The sequence below is a fragment of the uncultured Sphingomonas sp. genome (genome assembly GCF_964244235.1).
Taxonomy (GTDB): Bacteria; Pseudomonadota; Alphaproteobacteria; order Sphingomonadales; family Sphingomonadaceae; genus Sphingomonas.
The window spans coordinates 20421-45464 of the sequence record NZ_CAXTII010000004.1; the positions used below are offsets into that span (position 1 = coordinate 20421).

The window sequence follows — 25044 nt, forward strand, 5'->3', positions numbered from 1 at the left end:
CGATATCGCTCGTGGCCCCTGGGCCCCCGCTTTCGCGGGGGAACGGGTACGGTGGCATGACAGGCCGTTGGATGCGCTGATGCCGGAGGATCGCCCAGTCGCGTGGAGCGTGGCGGCGGATAGTCCGGCTGCGATGTCTGCGCCCGCCGGGACGCCGGCGACGCGCGACGATCTGACGGACGCTGCACAGAGCCACGATGGCGGCGGGCGGTTGGCCCGCCGCCGCCTGGCGCGCGCGCTTCTGGCAAGACTGGCGAATGTGCCGGTCGCGGAGGTGCGGTTGTCGCGCACTGCACTCGGTGCCCTGATCGTGGTGTCACCTCCAGGCTGGTATGTCGGCCAGTCCGGACGCGGCGGCGACTGGCTGATCGGCGCGGCGCGGCGCCCGATCGCGGTGGACCGCGAACCGCTGGACGATGCGCCGCCGCTGCGCGACATGCTTTCACCCTCCGAAATCGAAGCGCTCGACCGCCTCGCGCCCGCGGACCGACCGCTCGACTGGCTGCGGCGCTGGACGATCAAGGAAGCGCACGCGAAGCTGATCGGCGACCCGCTGCGTATCCGTCCCGAAACGATCGAGACCCGGCTCGACACCCCCGTCGAGGCGACCGCGACGTTCGAGGGCGTATCGCGGTGCTGGACGCGGACGACGGCGACCGCGATCGAGACCGTGGCGATGTGGACATGACGATCGCGGTCCGCCCCTATGTCGCGGACGACCGCGCGGCAGTGCTCGCGATCTTCGACACCAACCTGCCCGATTATTTCGCGGCCAGCGACCGGACCTGGCTGGCGGAAACGCTGGACGAACTCGACGGTCCTGCCTTGCTCGTTACCGTCCACGGCCTTCCCGCGGCGTTCGGCGGCTATGAAGTGTGGGACGACTACAACAAGGCGCTGCTGTTCTGGGGCATGGCGGCGCGGCGGTATCACGGGGCGGGGCTGGGCAAGCTGTTGCTGTTCGAACGGCTTCTCCACGTTGCGACTTCCGCCGATCCGCCGACACGGTACGTGACGGTCGATACCTCGCCGATGGTGTCGCCCTTCTTCCAGCATTGCGGGTTCGAACTGACGAGCGTGTGGCCGCAAGGGTATCGATCGGGCGGAACGATGCACGAACTCCGCTACGACCTGGCCGCCACGACGCCGGACGCGCTGCGGGTGGTGCGCGATGCGGCGCTGGCGGAGGCGGTGCGGCGGGCGGCTAAAGCCTGAACGCGGTCCCGACGACGAGCACGATCGCGGCGGGCAGATAGGCCAAGACCAGTCGACGGCGCGGTATATGCCGCCATCCGCCCGCCACGAGCATAGTCGCCAGCAGCGCGGCAAGTTCGGTCCACAGATGATAGCGCAGCTCGACCGCGACGCTGAATACCAGATAGCCGCAGCCATAGAGGATGGCGGACACGGCAAGCGGCACGACGAGCCCGGCCTCCTGCCGCCCCCACCCGGCGACCAGCGCCCCCAGTGCGAGCGCGATCCACAGGATCGGCCAGCCGAGCGGCGTATGCGCCGATGCGACCGTCAGCGCGTCGATCGCGTGCAGCACGCGGTTCGGCGTCACGTGATAGCCCCAGTCGTTGGGCGGCGCCTCGACCTGAACCGGCCGTTCCACGCTATCGGCGAGCGGCAAGAGCCGCGTGTTGATCGCGAAATGCGTCAGGCGATGTTCGGCATAGGCGATCGGATGCGCGACGACCGCGCGCAGCCAGAACGGATAGGGCTTCACCCCAGCCGGCGCGACGCGCGTGTTCCAGGCGGTGTAACCAAGCGGACACACGGGATCGACCCAGTCGGAATAGCTGTCCCATTTGTCGGGGCGGTAGCAGCGGTGGTTGACCCGCACCGGATCGGCCACGCCCAGCTGGCGCGGGAACACGTCGCCGCCGCCATGTTCGGTGATGCCGCCAAGGTCGAAGATCACCAGCGACAGTTCGACGCCGCTCGGCTTCGCGCCGATCAGCCGGTTGGCGATCGGCATCGCCGCCATCAGCGCGGCGGTCGCGACGATGCCCGTCAGGACCAGCCGCGGCCAGGTCCGCCGCCAGGCCCGGGGCAGCAGTGCGATCGTCAGCGGCAGACAGGCGCAGAACGCGTTGAAGCGGAGCGTCGCGGCGAACAGTAATAGCACGATGGCGACCACGCTCGCCCATCCCCCGCCGCCGCGCAGCCGGACCGCGAGCAGCCCCGTCGCAACCAGCAACGCCCCCGCCATCAGGCTGTCCTTCAGGATCGCCCCCGTCAGCGCGAGCGCCAGCGGCAGGAACCCGCAGGCCAGCAGTCCCCAGCCGACCTCGGGCCGCCCCGCTCGCCGAACCTGCACGGCCAGCAGCACGAGGCCGCCCCAATACAAGGCGAGTTGCAGCACCAGCATCGGCGCGGGGCCGGGAACGATCTGCGCCAACCGGCCCCAGACCCATTCGACCACCGGCGGGTGCCAATCGTCGATATCCCCGCTCAACCCCTCGCGATATTCGCGCATCGAGTCCCAGGTCATGAGGCCGGGCCAGTAGGCGGCGGCGGTCAGGGCCGCGCCGAGGAGCGCGACGAGCGTCATCGCGAGCGTGGCGCGGTCGGTCGGATGTCGTTCGATCCGCTTCATGCCCGTTTCCTCTCGCACGAGATCGCCAGAGGATTTGCGATCGTTAGAAATCCACCGTCGCCCAGGCCTCGAGCCGGGGCCCTGGGTCAAGCCCGGGGGGACGAAAAAAGGCCCCCGGCCGGGAGGTCGGAGGCCCATTCAAGCACTTAGGAAATTCAGGCCACCGCGGCTTCCGCCGTCTTGCCCAAGTCGAACCGGTCCAGGTTCATGACCTTCGTCCACGCCGCCACGAACGCGTTCACGAACTTGCCCTTCGCGTCGTCGGTCGCATAGGCCTCCGCCAGCGCACGCAGCTGCGAGTTCGATCCGAAGACCAGATCGACGCGAGTCCCGGTCCACTTCTTCTCGCCCGTCCTGCGGTCCCTGGCGACGAACACGCCATCCGCCTCTTCCCACTTCATCGTGAAGCTGGTCTTCAGCAGATTGGCGAAGAAGTCGTTGGTCAGCGTGCCCGGCGCATCGGTGAACACACCGTGATCGGACCCGCCATGATTGGCACCCAGCACGCGCAGGCCGCCGATCAGGACGGTCATCTCGGGCGCGGTCAGCGTCAGCAGATGCGCACGATCGACCAGCATCTCCTCGTCCGAATAGGTCGAGGTCTCACCGACATAGTTGCGGAACGCGTCGATCCGCGGCTCCAGCGGCGCGAAGGAATGCGCGTCCGTCTGCTCCTCCGTGGCGTCGGTACGACCCGGCGTGAACGGCACGGTCACGTCGTGACCCGCCTTCTTCGCCGCATCCTCGATCGCCGCGACGCCACCCAGTATGATCAGGTCAGCCAGCGAGACATACCCGCCGCCGGCGTTGAAATCGCGCTGGATGCCTTCGAACACCGTCAGGGCCCTTGCAAGCTCGGCCGGCTCGTTGACCGCCCAATCCTTCTGCGGCGCCAGGCGGATACGCGCGCCGTTCGCACCGCCCCGCTTGTCCGTCCCGCGGAAGGTCGAGGCGGATGCCCATGCGGTCGAGACCAGCCGCGCGATCGACAGGCCCGATGCCAGGATCGTCGCCTTCAGCTCGGCGATGTGCGCGTCACCGATCGGGGGATGCTCGGCGGCGGGCACCGGATCCTGCCAGATGCGCGGCTCGGCCGGAACTTCCTTGCCGAGCAGCAGCGAATGCGGACCCATGTCGCGGTGGGTCAGCTTGTACCATGCCTCGGCAAACGCCTTGCCGAACGCCGCCTGGTCGTCCTTGAAGCGCCGCGAGATCGGCGCGTAGACGGGGTCGAACCGAAGCGCGAGATCGGTCGTCAGCATGGTCGGGCGACGCTTCTTCGACGGATCATGCGCGTCGGGCACGTCCTCGGCCGCATCCTTGGCGATCCACTGCTTGGCACCAGCGGGGCTGGTCGTCAGTTCCCACTCATGCTCGAACAGGTTCTTGAAATACAGGTTGGTCCACCTGGTCGGCTCCTGCGTCCAGGTGACCTCGAGTCCGCTGGTGATCGTGTCGCCGGCATTGCCGGTGCCGAAGCTGTTCGCCCAGCCGAGCGCCTGCATCTCGATCCCCGCACCCTCCGGCTCCGCCCCCACATACTGGTCGGGCACCGCCGCACCGTGCGTCTTGCCGAAGGTGTGACCGCCGGCGATCAGTGCCACGGTCTCCTCGTCGTTCATCGCCATGCGGCCGAAGGTCTCGCGAATGTCGTGCGCGGATTTCAACGGGTCCGGATTGCCGTTCGGCCCTTCCGGATTGACGTAGATGAGCCCCATCTGCACCGCGGCCAGGGGGTGTGCGAGGTCGCGGTCGCCGCTGTAGCGATTGTCCGCCAGCCACTCGCGCTCCGCGCCCCAGTTGACGTCGGTCGCCGGTTCCCAGACGTCGACCCGGCCGCCCGCGAAGCCCGCAGTCTCGAAGCCCATCGATTCGAGCGCGCAATTGCCCGTCAGCACCAGCAGATCGGCCCAGCTGAGCTTGCGGCCATACTTCTGCTTGATCGGCCAGACGAGCATCCGCGCCTTGTCGAGGTTCGCATTGTCCGGCCAGGAATTGAGCGGCGCGAACCGCTGCTGCCCCGCACCCGCGCCGCCGCGGCCGTCGCCGATGCGATAGGTACCCGCAGCGTGCCACGCCATGCGGATGAACAGCGGGCCGTAATGGCCGAAATCGGCGGGCCACCAATCCTGCGATTCGGTCATCAGCGCGAAGATGTCGGCCTTCACCGCGTCGAGATCGAGGCTCTTGAACTCTTCGGCATAATCGAAGTCCGGGTCCATCGGATCGCCTGCCGGCGGGTTCTGGTGAAGCACCGAGATGTCGAGCTGGTTGGGCCACCACAAACGGTTCGTCATTTCGAAGAGGACGGCGGCACCATCGAGTTTGCCGCCATTCATCGGGCACTGGCTTTCGGCGTTCATGCGGATTCTCCAAGATATGGCTCGACATATCGGTGCCATGTGAAATGCTGCGACGCAGGAAACCGGCGATCGGCCCCATGTACCGAGGGGGAGTAATGCGGCGATCGGCCGGTTTCCTGCTGGACTCCGCGATGCAACGGCGCGATAAATCAATCCAATGAGTTAACATGATTTCTGTGATTGGAATATCCGATTACAACGCACATGCCCTCACTGCGACAATTGTCCTATCTGATCGCGCTGCACGACCTTCACCATTTTGGGCGCGCCGCGACCGCCTGCTTCGTGACGCAATCGACGTTGTCCGTCGGGATCGCCGAGCTCGAACGGCTGCTGGGCGCGGTGTTGGTCGAACGATCGAAACGCAGCGTCCGCTTCACGAACGTCGGCGAGGAAGTGGTGGCCCGCGCCCGCGGGATCGTCCGGGCGGCGGAGGATCTGTGCACCGCGGCGCAAGGGTCGCGCGCGCCACTGACCGGGGCGGTGCGCCTTGCCGCGATCCCGACCGTCGCACCGTTCCTCCTGCCGCAGATACTTCCTGCGATCGCGGATGCCTGGCCGAACCTGCGATTGTTCGTACGCGAGATGTTGACGGGGCCGGCGTGCGAGGCGCTGCAGGCGGGGACGATCGACTGCGTACTGCTAGCGCTGCCAGTCGAGTGCGGCGATGTCGAAGCCTACGAGATCGGCGTCGACCGGTTGCTACTCGCGGTCTGCGCGACGGAGGATGCGTCGAACGTCGCGATCCCGCTCGACGATATCGACGCGACCCGGCTGCTGCTGCTGGAGGACGGGCACTGCCTGAAGGACCATGCGCTGGCGGCCTGCGCGCTGCAGCCACCCAATACCGAGGCGCGACTGGTGGCATCGACGCTGCACACGCTGGTCCAGCTGGTCGATGCCGGGCTTGGCATCACGCTGCTGCCGGAGATGGCGATTTCGGCCGGCATCCTGTCGGGCACGCGAGTCACCAGCCACGCGGTCGAGGGGCTGAGCGCTGAACGGCGGATCGCGCTGGTCTGGCGCAGGGGCAATGCGCGCGCCGCCGACCTGCGGCTGCTCAGCGATACGATTCGCGATGCGGTGATGGGTGGGGAGCTTCTGTTGCCCGGCGCTCCCCGTGCCGCGTCACTAACCGCTGTTTAGGCGGCGAGTGCCTGTGCCATTACTGGCTCGTTGTCGTTCGCATTTAGCGAGCTTGCCGGCATAACGGGCCGACCTAACGAATCGCGTCCTTCACCTCGTCTGCCCCGTCGAACCCATTTCGGCCCCGTCGGGACCGCCGTCGGACAAGCCATCGGCGGTCATGGTGGAGCCGGCGGGTATTGAACCCGCGTCCGAAACGAACTCAGATCGTCCGAATTACGATCATGCGAGAGTAGATAGGCTCGGGAGCGATAGAGCGCAATCACGTGGAATCGCACCGGCCGGGGTGGCACATGGCCAGGCACAGGCCTAACTGACGGTATCCGAACGAAAGAAAGCGATCGCATGACCGACACTCGCGACCTGCCGCATTCCCCGGGGCCGGCGGGCGGCTGGGGATCGCTCAAGGGGATCGCCAGCGTCTTCGGCGAAACCTGGAACGGACCGGCATCGCTCGCGACGCTCGGCAAGCTCAACAAGCCCAGGGGCGTGATGTGCGTATCCTGCGCCTGGCCCAAGCCCGCCAATTATTCGGCGTTCGAATTCTGCGAAAACGGCGCGAAGGCGACGTTGTGGGAATTGACCGGCACGCGGTGCAAGCCTGAATTCTGGGCGCATCCCGCGCACAGCGTCACCGCGCTTCGCGCCTGGAAAGACCATGACCTGGAGATGACGGGGCGGCTGACGCGCCCGATGCGCTACGACGCGGCGACCGATCGCTATGTCGAGGTCAGCTGGGACGAGGCGTTCGCGGGGATCGCCGCGGCGCTGAAGCCGCTGCATCCGGACGAGGCGGTGTTCTACGCATCGGGTCATGCCGCGCTGGAGGCGTCCTATCTCTATGCGCTGCTCGCACGGGCGTTCGGGACGAACAACCTGCCGCAAAGTTCGAACATGTGCCACGAGACGACCTCGGTCGGGCTGACCAAGGTGATCGGATCGCCGGTCGGCACCATTGTCTGGGCTGATCTGGAACAGGCCGATGCGTTCTTCTTCTTCGGGCAGAACCCGGGCACGAACAGCCCGCGCTTCCTGCATCCGCTGAAGGAGGCGAAGGATCGCGGTGCGAAGATCATCACATTCAACCCGATCCTCGAACAGGGGCTCGTGTCCTTCGTCGATCCGCAGAGCCCGGTCGGGATGCTGACGGGCAAGGAGACCAAGATCTCCGACCAATATCACCAGCTGCAGGCGGGCGGCGACATCGCGGCGATGCTCGGCATGTGCAAATGCGTGGTCGAGGCGGACGACGCGGCGCGCGCGGCGGGCAAGGCCGAGGTCATCGATCACCCGTTCGTGAAGCAGCACACCACCGGGTTCGACGAATTCATCGCTTCCTGCCGCGCCGCCCGCTGGTCCGACATCGAGCGCGAGAGCGGCCTCAGCGAAGCGGCGATCCGCGACGCCGCGGCGGTCTATATCGCCGCGGAGAAGGTGATCGGCGTCTACGGCATGGGGCTGACCCAGCACGCGCACGGATCGGTCAACATCGCGATGCTGGTCAACCTGCTGCTGCTGCGCGGGAATATCGGCAAGCCCGGTGCGGGGTGCTGCCCGGTCCGCGGCCACAGCAACGTGCAGGGACAGCGTACCGTCGGGATCGCCGAGAAGGCGCATCTGGTGCCGCTCGACACGATCGACGAACTGTTCGGGATCACTGCGCCGCGTGACGACGGCTACAACATCGTCGAGGCGACCGAGGCGTTGTTCGCGGGGAAGGTCCGCGCGTTCATCTGCCTGGGCGGCAACCTGCTGCGCGCGATTCCGGATCAGGCGAAGCTGGAGGCGGCGTGGGCGACGCAGGACCTGACGGTGATGGTATCGACCAAGGTCAACCGCAGCCACCTGTTCCCCGGCAAGCAGGCCTATATCCTGCCGTGCACCGGCCGGTACGAGACCGACCAGCAGGCGGGCGGCATCCAGACCGTGACGACCGAGGACAGCTTCTCGATGATCAACGGATCGATCGGCCACCGCAAGCCGGTGTCGCCCGAGGCGAGGAGCGAACTGGCGATCGTGACGGGGATCGCCAAGGCGACGCTCGCGCCCAACCCCAGGCTGAAATGGGACGAATGGATTGCCGATTACGGCCTGGTCCGCGACCTGATCGAGCAGACATACCCCGAGGATTTCCACGACTACAACAAGCGCATGTACCAGGCGGGCGGCTTCCATCGCGGCAACGGCGCGCACCAGCGGATCTGGAAGACGGAGTCCGGCAAGGCGGTCTTCACGACGACCGACGCGCTGAACGCAACCGGGTTTGCGGACGCGCCGGGGCGGTTCCGGCTGATCACGATGCGGTCGAACGATCAGTTCAACACCACGATCTACGGCTATTCGGACCGGTTCCGCGGGATCGAGGGGACGCGCGACGTGCTGCTGATGAACCCCGACGACATCGCGGCGGCGGGGTTCGTGAACGGCCAGACGGTCCGGCTGGTCGGCGATGCGGAGGACGGCGTCGATCGCCAGCTGGGCGGGCTGACGCTGACCGCCTACGCCATCCCCGCGGGCACGGTCGCGGGATATTATCCGGAGTGCAACGTGCTGATCGCGATCGGCCACCATGATGAATTGTCGAAGACGCCGGCGTCGAAATCGGTGCCGGTGCGGGTGGTGGGGGACGATTTGGTGAGCGCTTAGCCTTTTCTGCTCCCCTCCCGTTTACGGGAGGGGTCGGGGGTGGGCACTCGCCCTCCCCCCGCGACGAGGCTCGTTGACAGCGACCGCCCACCCCCCAACCCCCTCCCGCTCGCGGGAGGGGGAGAAGTTACACGAAACCCAGATTCCAGCTCGACGGGTTGTAGTTCCCCATGTTCGGCAGCACCGTCGTCATGTCGCTGGCCGACACCCCGAACCAGCTGGCCAGCGTCGATGCATATTGGTCCACCGAGATCGACGGCAGCAGCCGTCCCTGCCCGACATCGTCGCCGGTCCCGTTGCCGATCGCGGGCGGGGTGCCGTAGATCTTCTGTCCCTTCACCGCGCCGCCCATGACGAAGTGCATCGACCCCCAGCCATGATCCGCACCGCTGGTGTTCGACACCAAAGTCCGCCCGAAATCGCTGGCGGTGAAGGCGGTGACCTTGTCCGCCACGCCAAGATTATTGGTGGTGTCGTAGAACGCCCGCATCGCGTCAGCGACCAGCCCGATCTGCACCGGATGCGCCGCTGCCAGGTTCTCGTGCATGTCGAAGCCGCCAAGCGCGACGAAGAACACCTGCCGCTTGGCGCTCAGCGCCTGTGATACGGAAATCATCTGCGCCACGATCCTGAGCTGTGCCGCCAGCGGATTGGCCGCGGAAAACAACGGGAAGTTCGCCGCCGGCGCGCCCGCCAGCGCACCCGACACCTGCGAATAGAGGTTGAGCGCCCGCGCGCTGACCTTGCCATGTTCGTCGGCAAAGAGGTTGCCGGACGGCGCGGTCATCAGTGATCGCAGCGTCGACGCCGCGGTGGACGAGCCGTACAAGGTCGTCGCGTTGTTGATCAGCGCGGTCGGACCACCGGTGCCGATCGCATATTGGATCGCCTGTTTTCCCGCCAGGTACACCGCGTTGCCGCTGGCATTGATGCACGTCAGCGTCGCGGTGCCATTGCCGCTTTCGAACAGATCGCCGATCCGGCCGCCCCAGCCCGATGTCGCGCCCTCCGGGCTGGACGCCTGGAAATAGCTTTGCTGGTCGTTGTGGCTGAACAGCTTCGGCGGCAGCGGCACCGAATTTGCGCCATATTGCGCCTTGGTGGTCGGCTGGACGAGCGTGCCGACGTTCAGCACCGCGGCCATCTTGCCCGCATTGAAGACCGGCATCAGCGACGCCATCGCCGGGGCCAGCGCATATTGCCGGCCACCCAGGCTGTTCGTGGGGGACAGCGCCGTCGCCGCCAGCGCGTCGCGGCTCAGCGCGATGTTCGATCGCTGCGCCTGGTACAGATTGTAGCTCGCCTGGTCGTAGGGCGGCAGCGTGTTCGCATAGTCGTTGCCGCCGTACAGGAAGATGCAGACCAGCGCCTTGTAGTCGCTCGCGGTGGCCGCCGCGGCTTCGCCGATCGCGCCAAGGCTGGTCACGAACGGTGCGGCGACCCCCGCCAGCCCCAGTTGCGCGGACCGGCGGAGGAAGGCGCGGCGCGACTGGTCGTTGTCGAAGCGGCTCATATCACTTCACCGTCAGATAATCGGGCGACGCGAGCGTCAGGAGGATCGCGACCTGCACCCGCGATGCAGGCCCCGTGGTCGCGGTGGCGGAAATGCTGTCGACCGCGGCCTTGATCGACGCGACGGTCGCCGCGGACAATTGCCCCGCGGCGAGCACGGTATTGACCTCGTCCACCAGCGACGCGCTGTCCGCGGCCTTCGTCAGGATGTCGGTATAGTCGGCCTTCACGTCGCCGATGCCGTTCGCCACCAGTCCTTGCATGAAATTGACATAGGCGACGACGGATTGTTCGTTGGTGATCTGGAATTCGGGTGCGACGAGTCCGGCGGCGGCGATCGCGGTGTCCGGCGGCGTGTAGCCGGGCCTGAACCAGTTGAAGACCGTCTGGCTTCGTCCCATCGACTGCCCGAGCCGGGACGTGGTGCTCGACGTGTCGCCGATCGCCCAGGCGGCGGACGGCGAGGCGACGTTGTAGGCACGCGCCCAGTTGGTCAGCCGCAGGACCGGTTCGCGCAGCTTGCCGGACGAGGTGGCGGCAAGCGATGCGTCGCCGGTCGCCTCGGTATCCAGCAGGATCGCGCGGACCACCGCCTGCATGTCGCCGCGAACGCCCTTGCCGTTATTGGCGAACACTGCCGCCACGCGGCCGATATAGGCTGCGGACGGGTTGCTGGTGACCATCCGCTGGATGAGCTGCTTCGAAACGAAGGGCGGCAGGTCGGCATGCGCAAAGATCGCATCAAGCGCCGAATTGACCGCCGCCATCCCGCCCCCGGTCACCGTCGTGCCGAGAAAGCCGGCGCTGCCCGTCTCGTTGATCGACGCGTTCACGACGAGCGGTGCCCGGTAGACATCGGGTGTCGTCGTACCGCCCGCGGCGAGCGACAGTCCGGTGAACACGCGCGCCAGTCCCGAGACATCCGCCTGCGAATAGGTGGCCACCGGCGTGCCGCCGGACATAACCTGACTGCCGTCCATGTTGAGCTGGTACAGCCCCAGCGTGAACAGCTGCATCAGCTCGCGCGCGTAATTCTCGTCGGGCTGCGATCCGGTCGCGGCATTCGCCTTGCGGTTGTTCAGAAAGGTCAGGAACGACCCCATCGCCGCATTGGTCGTGATCGCGCCCATGATCTGGCGGTAGTTGGTGAACGCATTGTCGAGCAGCACGTCAACATAGGCGGCGGCGGCGAACGCCCGCCAGTTCGTGTTCACCCCATCGATCCCGACGACGAGCATGTCGAGCAGCGCCATCCCGACGCGCTGGCGGAGTTGATCGGGATCCGAGATCATGCCGCGCCACATCGTCGCGTCGAAGCCGGCCTCGCTGTTGACGTTCGCGGCGGCGTTATAGCCGTTCGCGACCAGCCAGTCCCAATGCGTCGTGGTGCGCGCGGTCGCGAACTGCGCCGTGATCCACGCGTCGTAGCCGGTGGAGACGACGCTGTTCACCATCGCGCGGGTGCCGCCCATCGTCGAATGGCCGAGGAAGCGGCCGGCTTGCGCGGGAGTGAGCGCGACCGTGGTCACGACCGTGACGGGCGCGCCCGCCGCCGGCGCGGCATCGCCGCCACCACAGGCAGCCAGTGCCAGCGCGGGCGACAGCGCGCCGATTGTCTTCAGCGCCGCGAGGCCGTCGGGACCGACCGATTCGGGGTCGAATGCCGGTTCTATGTCGAACCCATCATCGCGTGCCGCCATCGTACCGATACGATCAATCATCGCGCGCCCCCCCGTTACGGGTACAATGCCGATAAGGCTGACGGCTGTAAAGCATTCGCGACCAATAGAATATCGTTTGCGCCGAGTGGAATAGCGACAATATGGTTACGCAGGCCTCAAGCTTAGTCTGGCTTGCCACCCGCCCTATTTCCGTTCCGCCAGCCCGCCCCCGTCGCGAACACTGGCTTTCGCAACGCGCGGACATCGACAAGCAGATCGGCATCGACCGCGACGATGTCACCATAGCGGCGGGGCGAAGATCGCCAGCGGATCGGGCCTCACAGGATCCGCAGGCCGGTTCCGGTCCGCCCGATATCGGTGCTGTTGCGCTTGACACCCTATCCCCCGCCGATAGTCTTGCATCAGCGTTCGTCGGGGGCGACCTGCGTATCCGGATCCTCGCCACGGAAAGTTCGTCCGACGTGTCTTCAGTCCCCATCCAAAGGGCGGTTCTCTCGATCGCCGCCATCCTGCTCCTCGCAAACGGCGCGCATGCCGAGCTTGGCGGCCCCGTCTCCAGCGTTAAGGTCGATGGCGGCAGGATGGGGGCCCGAATGGCCTCGCTGTCGATGCGTGGCTATGCGCGGCACGACCTGACGCGCGGTAATGGCGGGCTTGTCCACGAATTCTCCAATGCGTCGGGTCAGGTGTTCGCCGTGACCTGGTCGGGACCAGGCAAGCCCGATCTGCGCACCGTGCTCGGCAAATATTTTGGCCCGTATCAGGCATCCGCCGGTGGCGGGATCGGTCGCGCGCGCCATGCGCTGCGCCGTCCCGCCCAGGTCGATCAGGCCGATCTCCAGATCCAGACCGCGGGTCATATGGGCTGGTTCCACGGCGTCGCCTACATCCCGTCGCTCGCCCCCGCCGGCTTCTCGACCGCCGACCTCCCGGTGCAGCCATGAACTGCCGCCCCCTGGCTGCGTTGCTGGTCGTGCTCGCGCTCGTCGGCTGCGGCGGCGATTCGTCGAGCACGCCTGTCGCCGTCGTCGCGACAACACCGACGCCCACGCCCACGCCCACGCCCACGCCCACTCCCACGCCGACCCCGGTTGCGCCGACCAACATCGCAACGATAGTGTTCGACGCGGGCCCCGCCGCGCTTCAGGTTGGCACCAACGGGTATAGCGCGTTCAACGAACCCTATGTCACGATCACGATCTGCGCGCCGGGATCGACCGCCAATTGCCAGACGATCGACCATATCATCCTCGATACCGGATCCGTCGGCTTGCGGCTGATCCAGCCGGCGCTGAACCCGAGCCTGCTCGCCGCGCTGCCGACCGAGACCGACCCGGCGGCGAACCCGGTTGGCGAATGCTATCAATACGTCAATTCCTACGCGTTCGGGTCGGTCCGCAAGGCCGATTTCTCGATCGCCGGTGAAAATGTCGCCAACATGCCGTTCCAGGCGATCGGCGACGCGGGTACCTTCGCGACCGCCCCGGCCAGTTGCTCGTCGGGCGGCGGTTCCGTGATCTCCTCGGTGCAGGATTTCGGCGCGAACGGGATCATCGGGATCGGCACGACGACCACCGATTGCGGCTCCTTCTGCACGGTCGCAGGAGGATCGTCGGGCGCGATTTATTATGATTGCCCGGCCAGCGGCTGCAGTAGCATCATCGCGCGCGCCGCGCTGGCCGCCGGCGCGTTCGAGCAACTGCCCAATCCGGTCGCCGCGTTCGCGGCAGACAATAACGGGACGATCCTGTCGCTACCCGCGGTCCCGCAAGCCGGGGTCGCGACGCTGACGGGTACGGTGACGTTCGGGATCGGCACGCAGACGAACAACATGCTCGGCGCTGCCAATCTGTTGCCGCTGACGACATCGGCCAGTCGCCTGGGTGCCGGCCTTCTCACCGCGACGTACAACGGGAAGGCGCTGACGCAGAGCTTTCTCGACAGCGGCAGCAACGATTATTATTTCATCGACACGACGCTCAATCCCTGCACGCGCACCGACCTGATCGCCTATTATTGTCCGCCTTCCCCGATGCTGTTGTCGCCGGTGCTGACCGCGACCAGCGGCGCGACGGCGAGCGGTGCGTTCACGCTGTACACGCCGCTGACCCTGCTCGCATCGGTCAACGTCGCGCCCGGGCTCGGCGTCAACCCGACGCTCGTGAAACCGCCATTGCCCTTTGCCAACAGTTTTGATTTCGGGGTGCCGTTCTTCTTCGGCAAGACCGTCTATACCGCGATCGAGGGGCGAACCACCGGCACCACCGTGGGGCCGTACGTCGCGTTCTAGCCGGACGTTACGCCCCGGATTTTGCCGGATCCCGATCGCTGTCCGGCGGTCGGTCGGCCTCCGGCGTCGTCGCTTCGCGGACCTGACGCCCGGAGAGGATCGTCTCCGCCGAAAACGCCGTCAATGCCAGCATCGCGCAGCCGAGCGCCGCGCCGAAAAACGCGAACAGCCACGCCCCCGTTGCGGAATCCCGGAGCGCACCGAAGAACAGTGTCAGCGCCGCCGCGCACGTTAGCCCGCCGGACAACGCGGCGAACAGCACCGCCCCGTCCAGGATGCGCGAGCGAAGCCGGAGCCGATCCAGTTGCCGACGGTCCGATCCCGCCGCTTCGTTCAAACGGTCTACCCGATCCGCCACGCGCCCGAGCCGCGTCGTGAAGACGTTCAGCAGCGAGGCGAGTCCCGTCAGCAGAAAGATCGGGGTCAGCGCCAGTTGCACGACATGCGCGGCGCTGCCCAGATCGGTGACGGGCGGCATCAGCGACCGGCCCCGGTCATCTGGGCGGGGCCGGTCGCCCGGATCAATGCCCCGCCTGCCGCTGCTCCGCAGCCCGCTGCCGCGCCGCGACCTTCGCGCGGTGATGACCGATCGCACAGCCCGCCGCCGCACCAAGCACGGCGTGGTGATGCGCATAATGACCGGCGACTCCGCCGATGGCCGCACCCTTCAGACACCCCTTCGCGTCGGCTTGCGCACCCATCAGCATCGCCGCGGCAACGCCCGCCGTCATCACATATCCGCGCATCAAGATCTCCTGTTCGCCGGCTCATTCGCTCGGTGAGGTGTCATATATCGCTAACACGCCATTACGCCAGTCCTGATCACGGGATAACAACGATTTCATTCGGTGGCGTCGGCACCGCCGGGCAGCATCCGCTTGAGCTCACGATCGCCGTCGATCCACTCGTGCTTGACCACCGCGCCGACATGTAGCGCAAACAGCGCGCAGATCACCCAGGCCAGATAGCTGTGCGCGGCGCCGAACCCGTCATGCACGCGGTCGCGCGTCGCCGGGTCGAGATGCATCACCGCAGCGATCCGCGGCCATTGGAACAGCCCGAACCAGTACATCGGATGGCTCGCCGCATCCTTGTACGCCGAATCCATGATCCACCCGGTCAGTGGCATCGCGAAGATCAGGACGTAGAACGCCCAATGCACCCCGTGCGCCGCCTTGCGCTCGACGGGCGTATAGTTGGCGGGAAGGGGCGGCGGCCGGTGCGTCGAGCGCCAGATAAGCCGCATGACCGCAAGCCCGAGGATGGTGACCCCGATCGACTTGTGCGTATCGATCGCCGGTCGCACCGACGTGTCGCCCAGATACGGCCAGGTGCAGGCAAGCGCGACGTTGGCGACGATACCGACGGCGATCAGCCAGTGGAACAGCATAGCCGTTCGGGTATACCGCGTCACCATCATAGCCGATCTCCCTTGAATCCGGCACCGCGTTACGCGATTTGCTTGCCCTAACCTAGATCGGCAATTTCACGCATGACATCCCTGAACGCGGTCCTGATCACAGCATCGCCGCGCTATTCGCCGCGGCCGATCCCGATGGCCAGCCGTCTCATCGGCCTCGCTGCACCGCTCACGTTCATCCTGTTGTTCGCACAGGCGTTCAATCGCCAAGGCGTCGCGATCTGGTCGATCGGGATCGCCTATATCCTCTACGATACCGTCCTGCTGGTCTTCACCGCGCTTCAGATTCGTGACCTGGAACACGCCCCCGCCCGCCCCCTGGCTGCCGACGCGACACCGGCCACGTTGGGCGTCATCGTCGCCGCCTTCAACGAGGCGGAGGTATTGGAGATGACGATCGATCGGCTCCAGTCGCAGCAGACCCCGCCCGACACGATCCTGATCGCCGACGACGGATCGACCGATGGCACCGCGAACCTGATGCTCGGCCGTTATGGCCTGGCCTTGCCCGCGGACGGGGCCGTCAGCGCACCCGCGCCTGGCCATCCGACGCTTCGCTGGCTGCGGCTGGCGCACCGGGGCAAGGCGCATGCGCTGAACGATGCGTTGCTGGCGATGGATGACGAGGTTGTGCTGACGGTCGATGCCGACACGTTGCTGAGACCCGATGCGATCGCCGCGATGCGCGCGGCGTTCGCGGCGGAACCCGAACTGGTGGCGGCCACCGGCGTTCTCGCGCCCGTCTGCGGCCCGAGCCTGTCGGCGCGGTTGTTCGAATGGTTCCAGAGCTACGAATATGTCCGCAATTTCCTGTCGCGCCATGCCTGGGAACAGGCGCACAGCCTGCTCCTGGTTTCCGGCGCGTTCGCCGCATTCCGGCGCGACGCGGTGACCGCGGTCGGCGGCTTCGACGCGGATTGCATGGTCGAGGATTACGAGCTGATCCACCGTCTCCACCGCCACGCCGCGGACCAAGGGCTCGATTGGCGCGTGCGTGTCGTCGGCGGTGCGCTGGCCTATACCGATGCCCCCGCCAGCCCGCTGGCATTCCTGCGCCAGCGGCGGCGCTGGTTCGGCGGGTTTCTGCAGACGCAACACTGGAACCGCGACATGGTCGGCAACCGCCGCTACGGGCGGCTCGGCACCGCGATGCTGCCGGTCAAGGCGCTCGATACGTTCCAGCCGATCTACGGGCTTGGCGCATTCGCCATACTGATTGCGCTGGTGGCAACGGGGCGTTTCAGGCTGGCGTTGCCGATCCTGCTCATCATGCTCGCGAAGATCGCGATCGACCTCGGTTTCCATCTATGGTCGCTCCACATCTACAAACGCTGGACGGGGCAGGAAAAGGGGCTGCGCATCGGCCCCGCGATCATCGCCGCGATCGCCGAACCGTTCACCTTCCAGTTGCTGCGCCACGCGGGTGCGATCTGGGGCTGGATCGCGTTCCTGCGCGGCAGCGAGACATGGACTCCGCAATCGCGCACCGCCTTCACTGGCAATTCGGCCGATACCGGATCATGAACCAGCGAAATCCAAAGACATGACGGAGATCGGTCGATGAAGCGTTTTACCCTGCTGGTGGCGACCGCACTCGCCGCCCCCGCCACGCCGGCGCTGGCGGCGGACAACCCGTTCGCCATGCGCAGCACATTGCCGTTCGAAGCCCCGCCGTTCGACCGGATCACGGACGCGGATTACCAGCCCGGGTTCGAGCAGGGCATGGCGCAGCAGATCACCGAAATCCGCGGCATCGCCGACAATCCCGCGCCGCCGACCTTCGACAACACCATCGCAGCGATGGAACGATCCGGTGCGATGCTGCGGCGCGTGTCGGCGGCGTTCGGTGCGGTCAATCAGGCGGACACCAACCCCGCCCGCCAGGCGGTGCAGAAGGCGGAAGCGCGTGCGCTCGCCGCGCATGGCGACGCGATCTATCTCGACCCGGCGCTCTTCGCGCGCGTCGAGAAGCTTTGGGATACGCGCGCAACGCTCGGGCTGAACCCGGACCAGACGCAGTTGCTGACCATCGTCCACCAGCGTTTCATCCGCGCCGGTGCCAAGCTGTCCGACACCGACAAGGCGGCGCTGCGCGACCTCAATGCGCAGCTGTCGACGCTGCAGACCGCGTTCGTCCAGAAGCTGCTCGCGGGCACCAGGGCGGGCGGGCTGGTGGTGGACGATCCGGCCGCACTCGCCGGGCTTGGTGAGGGCGGGATCGCCGCGGCGGCGGAAGCGGCCAAGACGCGCGGGCTGACCGGCAAATGGGTCGTACCGCTTCAGAACACGACGCAGCAGCCCGCGCTGCAGTCGATGACCGACCGGGCGACGCGCGCGAAACTGTTCGACGCGAGCTGGACGCGAAGCGAAAAGGGCGATGCCAACGACACCCGCGACATCGCCGCATCGATCGCGCAGCTTCGCGCGAAAAAGGCGGCGCTGCTCGGCTTCCCGAGCTGGGCCGACTATGTCCTGGTCGATCAGATGGCGAAGACCCCCGGAACCGCAGAGGCTTTCATGGCGAAACTGATCCCCGCCACCGCGGCGGAGGAACGGCGCGAGGCGGGGGAGATCGACGCGCTGATCAAGGCGCAGGGCGGCGGCTTCGCGGTAAGGCCATCGGACTGGGACCTGTATGCCGAACAGGTCCGCAAGGCGCGCTTCGACCTCGATCCCGCAGAAGTAAAACCATATTTCGAACTGAACACCGTGCTGCAAAAGGGCGTCTTCTTCGCCGCCAGCCAGCTTTACGGCATCAGCTTCAAGGAACGCCACGACATCCCTGTCTACAACCCGGACGTACGCGTATTCGAAGTGTTCGACCGTGACGGCAAGCATCTGGCCTTGTGGTATTGCGATTATTTCAAGCGCGACAACAAGCAGGGCGGTGCCTGGAACAGCAGCTTCCTCGGCCAGTCCGCGCTGCTCGGCACGTCGCCCGTCATCTACAACGTCGCCAATCTGCCGAAGCCCGCGCCCGGCCAGCCCGCGCTCATCAGCTTCGACGACGTGACGACGATGTTCCATGAATTCGGCCATGCGCTGCACGGCTTCTTCTCGCAGATCGCCTATCCGTCGCTTGGTGCATCGGCGCGCGATTTCGTCGAATTCCCGTCGCAGTTCAATGAACATTGGGCGCTCGATCCGAAGGTGCTGGCGAATTACGCGGTCCATTACAAGACCGGCGCGCCGATGCCGCAGGCGCTGGTCGACAAGATCCGGAAGGCGCAGAAATTCAACCAGGGCTATGCGCTGGGCGAATTGATCGCAGCGGCGGAACTGGACATGCAATGGCACGCTTTGCCAGCCAGCGCACCGAAGCGGGATGTCGATGCGTTCGAGACCGCGGCGCTGGCGAAGACCGGACTCGACGTCGCGCATGTCCCGCCGCGCTACCGGTCGAGCTATTTCCAGCACATCTGGTCGGGCGGCTACGCGGCGGGCTATTACGGCTATCTGTGGACGCAGATGCTGGAGAACGACGCCTTTGCGTGGTTCGAGGCGCATGGCGGGCTGACCCGCGCGAACGGCGACCGGTTCCGGGACCTCGTCCTGTCGCGAGGGCATAGCCAGGATTACGACACGATATTCCGGTCGTTCTACGGCAAGGACCCGGAGATCGAACCGATGCTGAAGGACCGGGGGTTGGCGGCGGCCGGAGGGTAGACGCGGCCGTCGATGACCCCGCTCTTAGCCGTCACACCCTGTGATGCGCTGCGACCAGGTAATGTTCTGAATCTTCCAAACACCGCCTGTCCGGACCAGATCGAAATGATCGACGCCGCAGTGATGGACCTTGCCGTCGATCAGGAACACATAGGGACTCCACAGCACCGCGATATCGCCGTCGATCTCGATCGCGGGGTCTGCCAGCCGTTCCTGATAGCGCTCCGGACCGGGTTTGATCCCCGCGGCAAATTGCGTCCAGCTTAGATGGTGGACGCTGCGCGACCCATCGGGCTTCTCCTGCGCCACGGTCGCGCCACCGTCAGGGCTGACCTGCGCGAGGATTGCCTGTGCGTCCCGGGCCGCAAGCCCGGCGAACAGCGCGTCGATCGGGACCATGACCGCCGTCTGCTCGGTCGTTGCGGGCGGCAGGCCGGTGCCCTTCACGATCGGCTGAACGGGCGTGATCTGCGCGAGCAGCATCGCGAGAATCATCACTGCACCACGCGTTCGGGCGCGCCGATCAGTTCGCGGCCGATCAGCATCCGGCGGATCTCGTTCGTCCCGGCGCCGATATCGAGCAGCTTGGCATCGCGCATATACCGTTCCACCGGCCAGTCCTTCGTGTAACCGGCTCCGCCCAGCGCCTGCACCGCCTCGTTAGCCACCCGCACCGCGTTCTCGCTCGCCAGCAGGATCGCACCCGCCGCATCGAACCGCGTCGTCTTGCCCGCGTCGCAACTCCGCGCGACCGCATAGACATAGGCGCGCGCGGAATTCAACGCGACGTACATGTCCGCGATCTTCGCCTGCATGAGCTGGAACGACCCGATCGGCTGACCGAACTGAGTCCGTTCGCGGACATAGGGAATGACGACGTCGAGGCACGCCTGCATGATGCCCAGCTGGATTCCCGCCAGCACCGCGCGCTCGTAATCGAGCCCGCTCATCAGCACGCCGACACCGCCGTGCAACGCGCCCATGACGTTCGCCGCCGGCACGAAGCAATCGTCGAACACCAGCTCCGCGGTCGGTGACCCGCGCATCCCGACCTTGTCGATCTTCTGTCCTATCGCAAAACCGGGCATGTCGCGCCCGATCAGGAACGCCGTGATGCCGCGGCTGCCCTCGCCCGTCTTGGCATAGACGACCAGCGTGTGCGCATAGGTTGCGTTGGTGATCCAGAATTTGGTCCCGTTCAGCCGGAACCCGCCATCCGCGGCATCCGCGCGCAGCTTCATCGACACCACGTCCGACCCGGCCCCGGCTTCCGACATGGCGAGGCTGCCGACATGCTCGCCCGATATCAGTTTCGGCAGATACTTCGCCTTCTGCTGGGGGCTGCCCCAGCGGCTGATCTGGTTGACGCAAAGATTGGAATGCGCGCCGTAGCTGAGGCCCACCGAAGCCGACGCGCGGCTGACCTCCTCCACAGCGAGCACATGCTCGAGATAGCCCAGGCCAAGCCCGCCGTCCGCCTCACCCACGGTGATACCGTGCAGGCCGAGCGCGCCCATTTCGGGCCACAGATCGCGCGGGAACCAGTCTTCCGAGTCGATCCGAACCGCGAGCGGCGCGATCCGATCCGCGGCGAAGCGCCGCGTCGTATCGCGGATCATCTCCGCATCCTCGCCGAGCGCGAAGTCGAAATCCGGGGTCATGCTCTCTCCGATTTGTTCTTCGCGCTCCCATAGCAGTACACGCACAAACGAAAAGGGAGGCCGGCTTTCGCCGACCTCCCCTTGTCGCATCCGACGGACAGGTAAGGCTAGTTGCCCGAACCCGGTCCGTAGGTGACTTCCACGCGACGGTTCTGGACCTCGCGCACACCGTCCGCCGTCTGAACGCGCAGATGGGCGGGGTCTTCGCCGTAAGCCTGAGTCGTCACGACACCTTCGGGGATCGCATGCGACGTCAGATACGCCTTCACCGCATTCGCGCGACGCTGCGAGAGGCCGATATTGTACTTCGGCGTACCCGACGTGTCGGTGAAGCCGGCCAGCATGACCTGCGCGGTACCGCAGCTCTGATACTGGGTGACGGCGTTGTCGAGGATCGACCCGGCCTCCGGCGTGATGTCCGACTTGTTCCATTCGAAGAACACGATGAACGGCCCAGGCGAACACACCGGCGGCGGGGGCGGCGGCGGGGGCGGAGGAGGTGGCGGGGGCGGAGGTGGCGGCGGCGGCGGGGGCGGCGGGGCCGCGGGCTCGCCGAAGTTGTACGTCACGCCGCCCAGGATGCTGTGCGAACGATAACGGAACTTCTCGGTGTTGTTGGCGACATCGACCAGGCGGACGTTGTCGACGTCGAAGAAGCGATACTTCAGCGTCGCGTCGATATGGCTGGTCAGCGGAGCGCGGACACCGGCCAGACCCTGATAGGCGAAACGCGTGTCCGAGTCGTTCAGGAAGTTACCCGAACGGCTGAGGCCGAGTGTTTCCTTAACGCGAGCGACACCGACGCCGCCGCCGACGAAGCCCTGGATGCCATCATCCGGACCGAAGTCCAGCAGGCCGTTCAGCATGAAGCTGAGCGCCGAGGTCTTGCCACCAGCATTGGGGTAGTAGCCGGCCGGTGCGTTGAAGCGAGCGCCCGCGGTGGTGAAGGCCGGGGTCGTCGTCGTGTTCGTGTAGGCATCGATCGTGGCCGAGCGATACCCGACCTCGGTCTCGACGCGGAACGCGCCGAAATCATAACCGACCGTACCGTCGACGTCATATCCATAGTTATGATCGGTCTTGGCCGCGCTCTTCAGCGCGCCGATGTCATAATGGATGTCTTCGACGATCATCGCACCACCTTCGACACCGACGTACCACGACTTGTCGCGGGCGAAGGCGGGCGAAGCGAGTGCGGTGGAGGCCAGTGCCAGAATTACGGCAAGCTTCCGCATAATATTCCCCTTTCCATGAGTGTCACTACGGACAGCGCAAACTCACTATCCGACCCATGGTTGCCGCGCAAGCGAACAAAAGGCGGAGTGTTGCTTAAAGGCCTCACCTTTTTCTAGGATGCGGCGATCAGGCCATGTCCGGCCATTGCAGCGAGGATCGCGGCGATCGCGTCGCGTGCCTCGTTGTCGATGACGGAGCCGCCGGACGGCCCGGCGATGGCGGCACGCCGCGCGCCGATCACGGGAAGTCCGGCGACCATCACGCGTGCCGCGGCAACGTCGCCAACCACCCAGTTGCCGCGGGAAAAGCGTACGGGCAACGCGTCGGCGACGCTCCAGGCAAGCATCCCCTCGACGGCGGCAACGAAGCGCCAGCCGCCGCTCGTCCACGCCGCGATCGCGTTACCCTGACCGGCCCAATCGCCCGATGGCGACGGGCCGACGATCCACTGGTCACCCGCCGCGGGCGCGGCCGGCGGGATGGCCGTCCCAACCGCACGAACGCTTGGCTGCAGCGCAGCATCCATGAGGGCAAGTGACTCGTTATGGGTCATTTCCTTTTGCGATTGACCGGGATCGATCAACGGCAGCGCGAAACGCGCGGTCTGGTCGGTCATGCATGGGCTCCTTATCATTCGACGACGATGCAACGATGCGACGGCGAGCGTGTCATGCCAGGACGATGGTCGCGGCGTCCGATGCGCCGAAATCGCCGCGCTGGCAGACCGTCACGCGAACGGGCCGTGGCCCGATATCCGCCGCCGCGACGACGATCATCGACCGGTCGGTATCGATCGTGCGGACCGCACCGGCGGCATCGGTCAGCGTCGACCGATACGCCTCGGCTTCCTCCCCGACCGGAGCGTCGACGCCATCGATCCAACGCCAGCCGGCGCGACTCCGCCGGACCCAGGCGATCGTCGTGGTGCCATCCGCGCCGATCGTCGTGGTCAGATGGACCGGGGCGGGCGGCAGGATCGATCGGCCGGTCAGGATCGTCGTCGCGACGACGCCGTCGCCGTCCCCGACCCCGGTCGCCATCACCCGCACCGCGCCGCCGATCCGGGCGAGCGGCAGGTCGATCGTCCGAATGCCGCTCGCGGTCAGCAGGACGAACGGATCGCCCACGACCTGCGTACCGATCGCCGCCTCGGTGCCCCGCCGACCGCGCGACAGCCGCGACAGTCGCCAGCGATCGTCGCCCAGCGGCTCGGCCGTGCCGAACTGAAGCAGTTCCACGCCCGCCAGCGCCAGATTGGCCCCACGATCGAGGGCCGGACCGTCCGCATCCGCCAACACCGCGCCGTCGCTGGCCAGCCGGACGATCAGGCTGCCCCAACGATCGAACAGCGTCGCCGGCGCGGCAGCGGGTACGGTTTCCAGCGTCCCGATGATCGCCGGGGCCGCGGTCGATCCGGCGTCGATCCAGCTGGTCCCGTCATCGATGCTGTAGGCGATCGGCGCGCCCCGCCAGCCGGTCCCGGCCCCTGCTGCAGCGATGCTGATCCGCGGTTGCGTCAGGATCGCATCGTCGAGCGCCGGCGTCTCGAACACCGCCAGCGTCGTCCGGCCGACCATCCTGTCGGCGGCGGCGCTTGCCCGCCCGCTCGACGCGGCCGACGAACGCGGGGCGATAGCGACCGGCACCAGGTCCAGCTTCGTCACCATCGCCTCGACCGTGGAGGTCGCGATCCGCCAGATGCCGTCCTCGCCGGCGATCGTCACCGGATCGCCGGGGCCGAGGACCATCGCATCGTGCCGGGCGGTGACGGTACGCTTCGTACGCGCCGTCTCCGCCCGCGCCAGGATCGCCGTCGCCATCGCCTTCGCGTCCGCCGCGGCCAGCACCGCAGGCATCTCGACCCGGTCGTCGCGCGCGCCCGCCCCGGGCCGCGCCGCGCGCTGTACCCCGGTCTGGTAATCGCGCGCGGGGTCGTAATGCGACAGGGTCACGGTCCGCGGCACCGTCTCGATCGCGGCGACCTGCCGCGCGCGCCGTTCTCCCCTCGCGGTCGCGGCATAGCCCGCATCGGCGACGGGGACCGGATCGGCGGCCGCGTCGCGCATCGTCAGCCGCGCGCCATCGGCGGCGAACCATGCGCCGCCCGCGGTGCCGAGCGTCTCCAGCACCGCGCGGACGCTGCCGCCCGACGCCGCGAAACCGACCAACGGCAGCCCCGCCCCGCCCACGATCTCCGGCGCGATGGCGGCGGCGATCGTCCCGGTACCAACGGGTACTGCGTCCGCCACGATCTCGAACGTCAGCGACGGAATGCGGTTGCCGTAATCGCCGAGCGCCAACCCCTCGAACACCGCATAGGCATAACCTCTGTAAGCCGGAGTCAGGCCGTCCTCCGCCGACGCGATCAGCGGGTCCGCCGCCTGGTCCTCGCCGCCCGGATGCAGGCGGAACCCCGTCGCGACCTTGAAATCGCCCGCGGCCCCGCGCAGCAGATTGCCATCCGCCCAGATCCGCCCGACCGACAGGATCGGCCGCGCCGACAGCAGCACCGCGAACGACGCCGAATAGCTGTAGGTCGTGACGCTCGGCTGCCCCTTGGCATGGCTGGTGGCGCTGCTTTCGATCAGGTCGGTGGACCAGATGACGGTGCCGGCGACCCGCATCGTCCCGAACAGCTTGGGGATCTGCGTGCCGTAGGACGATGTCTGCAACGCCAGTTCGGTCAGCCGCGGCCCCTGCCGCGACGGCTGGCGGAAGATCAGCGCGTTGTCCGCATATTGTCCCGCCAGCGCACCGATCGCCGCGCCGAACGGCCCGGCGATCGCGCCGCCGACTGCGGTGAGTAGCAACGTCGCCATG

At 66.8% G+C, this 25044-nt stretch carries 19 protein-coding genes, 1 other RNA gene and 1 pseudogene; 8 read left to right on the top strand and 13 right to left on the bottom strand.

Annotated elements, in window-relative coordinates:
* Positions 1-79 precede the first annotated feature (79 nt).
* Positions 80-688: a 4'-phosphopantetheinyl transferase superfamily protein gene (locus ACFE7D_RS01490; RefSeq protein WP_375393657.1), complete on the top strand. Its 609-nt coding sequence runs from the start codon at positions 80-82 to the stop codon at positions 686-688.
* Positions 685-1215 (top strand): GNAT family N-acetyltransferase, encoded by a 531-nt coding sequence (locus ACFE7D_RS01495; protein WP_375393658.1) that lies wholly within the window; start codon positions 685-687, stop codon positions 1213-1215. The genes ACFE7D_RS01490 and ACFE7D_RS01495 overlap by 4 nt, the downstream gene beginning before the upstream one ends.
* Here the strand turns inward: ACFE7D_RS01495 and ACFE7D_RS01500 are convergent.
* Together ACFE7D_RS01500 and katG are read right to left on the bottom strand one after the other, a co-directional pair.
* On the bottom strand, positions 1205-2602 hold the full coding sequence (locus ACFE7D_RS01500; RefSeq protein WP_375393659.1) for a hypothetical protein: 1398 nt from the start codon (positions 2600-2602) through the stop codon (positions 1205-1207). The genes ACFE7D_RS01495 and ACFE7D_RS01500 overlap by 11 nt on opposite strands.
* A 155-nt stretch (positions 2603-2757) precedes the next feature.
* Entirely contained in the window at positions 2758-4965 is a 2208-nt protein-coding gene (gene katG / locus ACFE7D_RS01505; protein ID WP_375393660.1) for a catalase/peroxidase HPI, read from the bottom strand.
* Between the two features lie 204 nt (positions 4966-5169).
* Here katG and ACFE7D_RS01510 point away from each other — a divergent pair.
* Positions 5170-5988, top strand: a pseudogene (locus tag ACFE7D_RS01510) (LysR substrate-binding domain-containing protein); the annotation flags it as partial.
* Positions 5989-6054: 66 nt separating this feature from the next.
* Here the strand turns inward: ACFE7D_RS01510 and ssrA are convergent.
* Positions 6055-6377: a transfer-messenger RNA gene (gene ssrA / locus ACFE7D_RS01515) on the bottom strand.
* Positions 6378-6456: 79 nt separating this feature from the next.
* On the opposite strand from ssrA, the gene ACFE7D_RS01520 reads away from it, so the two are divergent.
* Positions 6457-8757, top strand: a complete 2301-nt coding sequence (locus ACFE7D_RS01520; RefSeq protein ID WP_375393661.1) for an FdhF/YdeP family oxidoreductase — start codon at positions 6457-6459, stop codon at positions 8755-8757.
* 127 nt (positions 8758-8884) lie between these two features.
* On the opposite strand, the gene ACFE7D_RS01525 is transcribed toward ACFE7D_RS01520, so the two are convergent.
* Both ACFE7D_RS01525 and ACFE7D_RS01530 read right to left on the bottom strand, forming a co-directional pair.
* Positions 8885-10270: a DUF1501 domain-containing protein gene (locus tag ACFE7D_RS01525; RefSeq protein WP_375393662.1), complete on the bottom strand. Its 1386-nt coding sequence runs from the start codon at positions 10268-10270 to the stop codon at positions 8885-8887.
* A gap of 1 nt (position 10271) precedes the next feature.
* A complete protein-coding gene (locus ACFE7D_RS01530) occupies positions 10272-11990 on the bottom strand; it encodes a DUF1800 family protein (RefSeq protein ID WP_375393663.1) in 1719 nt (572 codons plus the stop codon).
* A gap of 422 nt (positions 11991-12412) precedes the next feature.
* On the opposite strand from ACFE7D_RS01530, the gene ACFE7D_RS01535 reads away from it, so the two are divergent.
* Both ACFE7D_RS01535 and ACFE7D_RS01540 read left to right on the top strand, forming a co-directional pair.
* Positions 12413-12895 carry a DUF2844 domain-containing protein gene (locus ACFE7D_RS01535; RefSeq protein ID WP_375393664.1) on the top strand — a complete coding sequence of 161 codons (483 nt, stop codon included), beginning with the start codon at positions 12413-12415 and terminating at the stop codon, positions 12893-12895.
* A complete protein-coding gene (locus tag ACFE7D_RS01540) occupies positions 12892-14241 on the top strand; it encodes a DUF3443 family protein (protein WP_375393665.1) in 1350 nt (449 codons plus the stop codon). The genes ACFE7D_RS01535 and ACFE7D_RS01540 overlap by 4 nt, the downstream gene beginning before the upstream one ends.
* Positions 14242-14248: 7 nt before the next feature.
* Here ACFE7D_RS01540 and ACFE7D_RS01545 read toward each other — a convergent pair whose 3' ends face one another.
* The 3 genes from ACFE7D_RS01545 to ACFE7D_RS01555 all read right to left on the bottom strand — a co-directional run bounded on the left by ACFE7D_RS01545 (position 14249) and on the right by ACFE7D_RS01555 (position 15661).
* Positions 14249-14719 carry a DUF2721 domain-containing protein gene (locus ACFE7D_RS01545; protein ID WP_375393666.1) on the bottom strand — a complete coding sequence of 157 codons (471 nt, stop codon included), beginning with the start codon at positions 14717-14719 and terminating at the stop codon, positions 14249-14251.
* 43 nt (positions 14720-14762) lie between these two features.
* On the bottom strand, positions 14763-14987 hold the full coding sequence (locus ACFE7D_RS01550; protein WP_375393667.1) for a hypothetical protein: 225 nt from the start codon (positions 14985-14987) through the stop codon (positions 14763-14765).
* A 95-nt stretch (positions 14988-15082) separates the two neighbouring features.
* Positions 15083-15661, bottom strand: a complete 579-nt coding sequence (locus ACFE7D_RS01555; protein WP_375393668.1) for a cytochrome b — start codon at positions 15659-15661, stop codon at positions 15083-15085.
* A gap of 72 nt (positions 15662-15733) precedes the next feature.
* Here ACFE7D_RS01555 and ACFE7D_RS01560 point away from each other — a divergent pair, with 72 nt between their 5' ends.
* Complete coding sequence (locus tag ACFE7D_RS01560; RefSeq protein WP_375393669.1) at positions 15734-17185, top strand: glycosyltransferase; 1452 nt, start codon at positions 15734-15736, stop codon at positions 17183-17185.
* 36 nt (positions 17186-17221) lie between these two features.
* Positions 17222-19327, top strand: a complete 2106-nt coding sequence (locus ACFE7D_RS01565; RefSeq protein WP_375393670.1) for a M3 family metallopeptidase — start codon at positions 17222-17224, stop codon at positions 19325-19327.
* 24 nt (positions 19328-19351) lie between these two features.
* Here the strand turns inward: ACFE7D_RS01565 and ACFE7D_RS01570 are convergent, their stop codons facing one another.
* The 5 genes from ACFE7D_RS01570 to ACFE7D_RS01590 all read right to left on the bottom strand — a co-directional run bounded on the left by ACFE7D_RS01570 (position 19352) and on the right by ACFE7D_RS01590 (position 25043).
* The gene (locus ACFE7D_RS01570; RefSeq protein WP_375393671.1) at positions 19352-19822 is read right to left on the bottom strand and encodes a hypothetical protein; all 471 of its coding nucleotides are present in this window, start codon (positions 19820-19822) and stop codon (positions 19352-19354) included.
* Entirely contained in the window at positions 19822-20988 is a 1167-nt protein-coding gene (locus ACFE7D_RS01575) for an acyl-CoA dehydrogenase family protein (protein ID WP_375393672.1), read from the bottom strand. Before ACFE7D_RS01575 ends, ACFE7D_RS01570 begins: the two co-directional genes overlap by 1 nt.
* 107 nt (positions 20989-21095) lie before the next feature.
* Positions 21096-22223: an OmpA family protein gene (locus tag ACFE7D_RS01580; protein WP_375393673.1), complete on the bottom strand. Its 1128-nt coding sequence runs from the start codon at positions 22221-22223 to the stop codon at positions 21096-21098.
* A gap of 113 nt (positions 22224-22336) precedes the next feature.
* Positions 22337-22840, bottom strand: a complete 504-nt coding sequence (locus ACFE7D_RS01585) for a DUF2793 domain-containing protein (RefSeq protein WP_375393674.1) — start codon at positions 22838-22840, stop codon at positions 22337-22339.
* Positions 22841-22892: 52 nt separating this feature from the next.
* Positions 22893-25043 (bottom strand): phage tail protein, encoded by a 2151-nt coding sequence (locus tag ACFE7D_RS01590; RefSeq protein WP_375393675.1) that lies wholly within the window; start codon positions 25041-25043, stop codon positions 22893-22895.
* Position 25044 lies beyond the last annotated feature (1 nt).

Coding starts and splice junctions, on each gene's coding strand:
- ACFE7D_RS01575 (WP_375393672.1), bottom strand. CDS start 20,988: ATGACCCCGGATTTCGACTTCGCGCTCGGCGAGGATGCGGAGATGATC.
- ACFE7D_RS01495 (WP_375393658.1), top strand. CDS start 685: ATGACGATCGCGGTCCGCCCCTATGTCGCGGACGACCGCGCGGCAGTG.
- ACFE7D_RS01570 (WP_375393671.1), bottom strand. CDS start 19,822: ATGATTCTCGCGATGCTGCTCGCGCAGATCACGCCCGTTCAGCCGATC.
- ACFE7D_RS01530 (WP_375393663.1), bottom strand. CDS start 11,990: ATGATTGATCGTATCGGTACGATGGCGGCACGCGATGATGGGTTCGAC.
- ACFE7D_RS01580 (WP_375393673.1), bottom strand. CDS start 22,223: ATGCGGAAGCTTGCCGTAATTCTGGCACTGGCCTCCACCGCACTCGCT.
- ACFE7D_RS01490 (WP_375393657.1), top strand. CDS start 80: ATGCCGGAGGATCGCCCAGTCGCGTGGAGCGTGGCGGCGGATAGTCCG.
- ACFE7D_RS01500 (WP_375393659.1), bottom strand. CDS start 2,602: ATGAAGCGGATCGAACGACATCCGACCGACCGCGCCACGCTCGCGATG.
- ACFE7D_RS01520 (WP_375393661.1), top strand. CDS start 6,457: ATGACCGACACTCGCGACCTGCCGCATTCCCCGGGGCCGGCGGGCGGC.
- ACFE7D_RS01540 (WP_375393665.1), top strand. CDS start 12,892: ATGAACTGCCGCCCCCTGGCTGCGTTGCTGGTCGTGCTCGCGCTCGTC.
- ACFE7D_RS01560 (WP_375393669.1), top strand. CDS start 15,734: ATGACATCCCTGAACGCGGTCCTGATCACAGCATCGCCGCGCTATTCG.
- ACFE7D_RS01525 (WP_375393662.1), bottom strand. CDS start 10,270: ATGAGCCGCTTCGACAACGACCAGTCGCGCCGCGCCTTCCTCCGCCGG.
- ACFE7D_RS01565 (WP_375393670.1), top strand. CDS start 17,222: ATGAAGCGTTTTACCCTGCTGGTGGCGACCGCACTCGCCGCCCCCGCC.
- ACFE7D_RS01590 (WP_375393675.1), bottom strand. CDS start 25,043: ATGGCGACGTTGCTACTCACCGCAGTCGGCGGCGCGATCGCCGGGCCG.
- ACFE7D_RS01555 (WP_375393668.1), bottom strand. CDS start 15,661: ATGATGGTGACGCGGTATACCCGAACGGCTATGCTGTTCCACTGGCTG.
- ACFE7D_RS01545 (WP_375393666.1), bottom strand. CDS start 14,719: ATGCCGCCCGTCACCGATCTGGGCAGCGCCGCGCATGTCGTGCAACTG.
- ACFE7D_RS01585 (WP_375393674.1), bottom strand. CDS start 22,840: ATGACCGACCAGACCGCGCGTTTCGCGCTGCCGTTGATCGATCCCGGT.
- katG (WP_375393660.1), bottom strand. CDS start 4,965: ATGAACGCCGAAAGCCAGTGCCCGATGAATGGCGGCAAACTCGATGGT.
- ACFE7D_RS01550 (WP_375393667.1), bottom strand. CDS start 14,987: ATGCGCGGATATGTGATGACGGCGGGCGTTGCCGCGGCGATGCTGATG.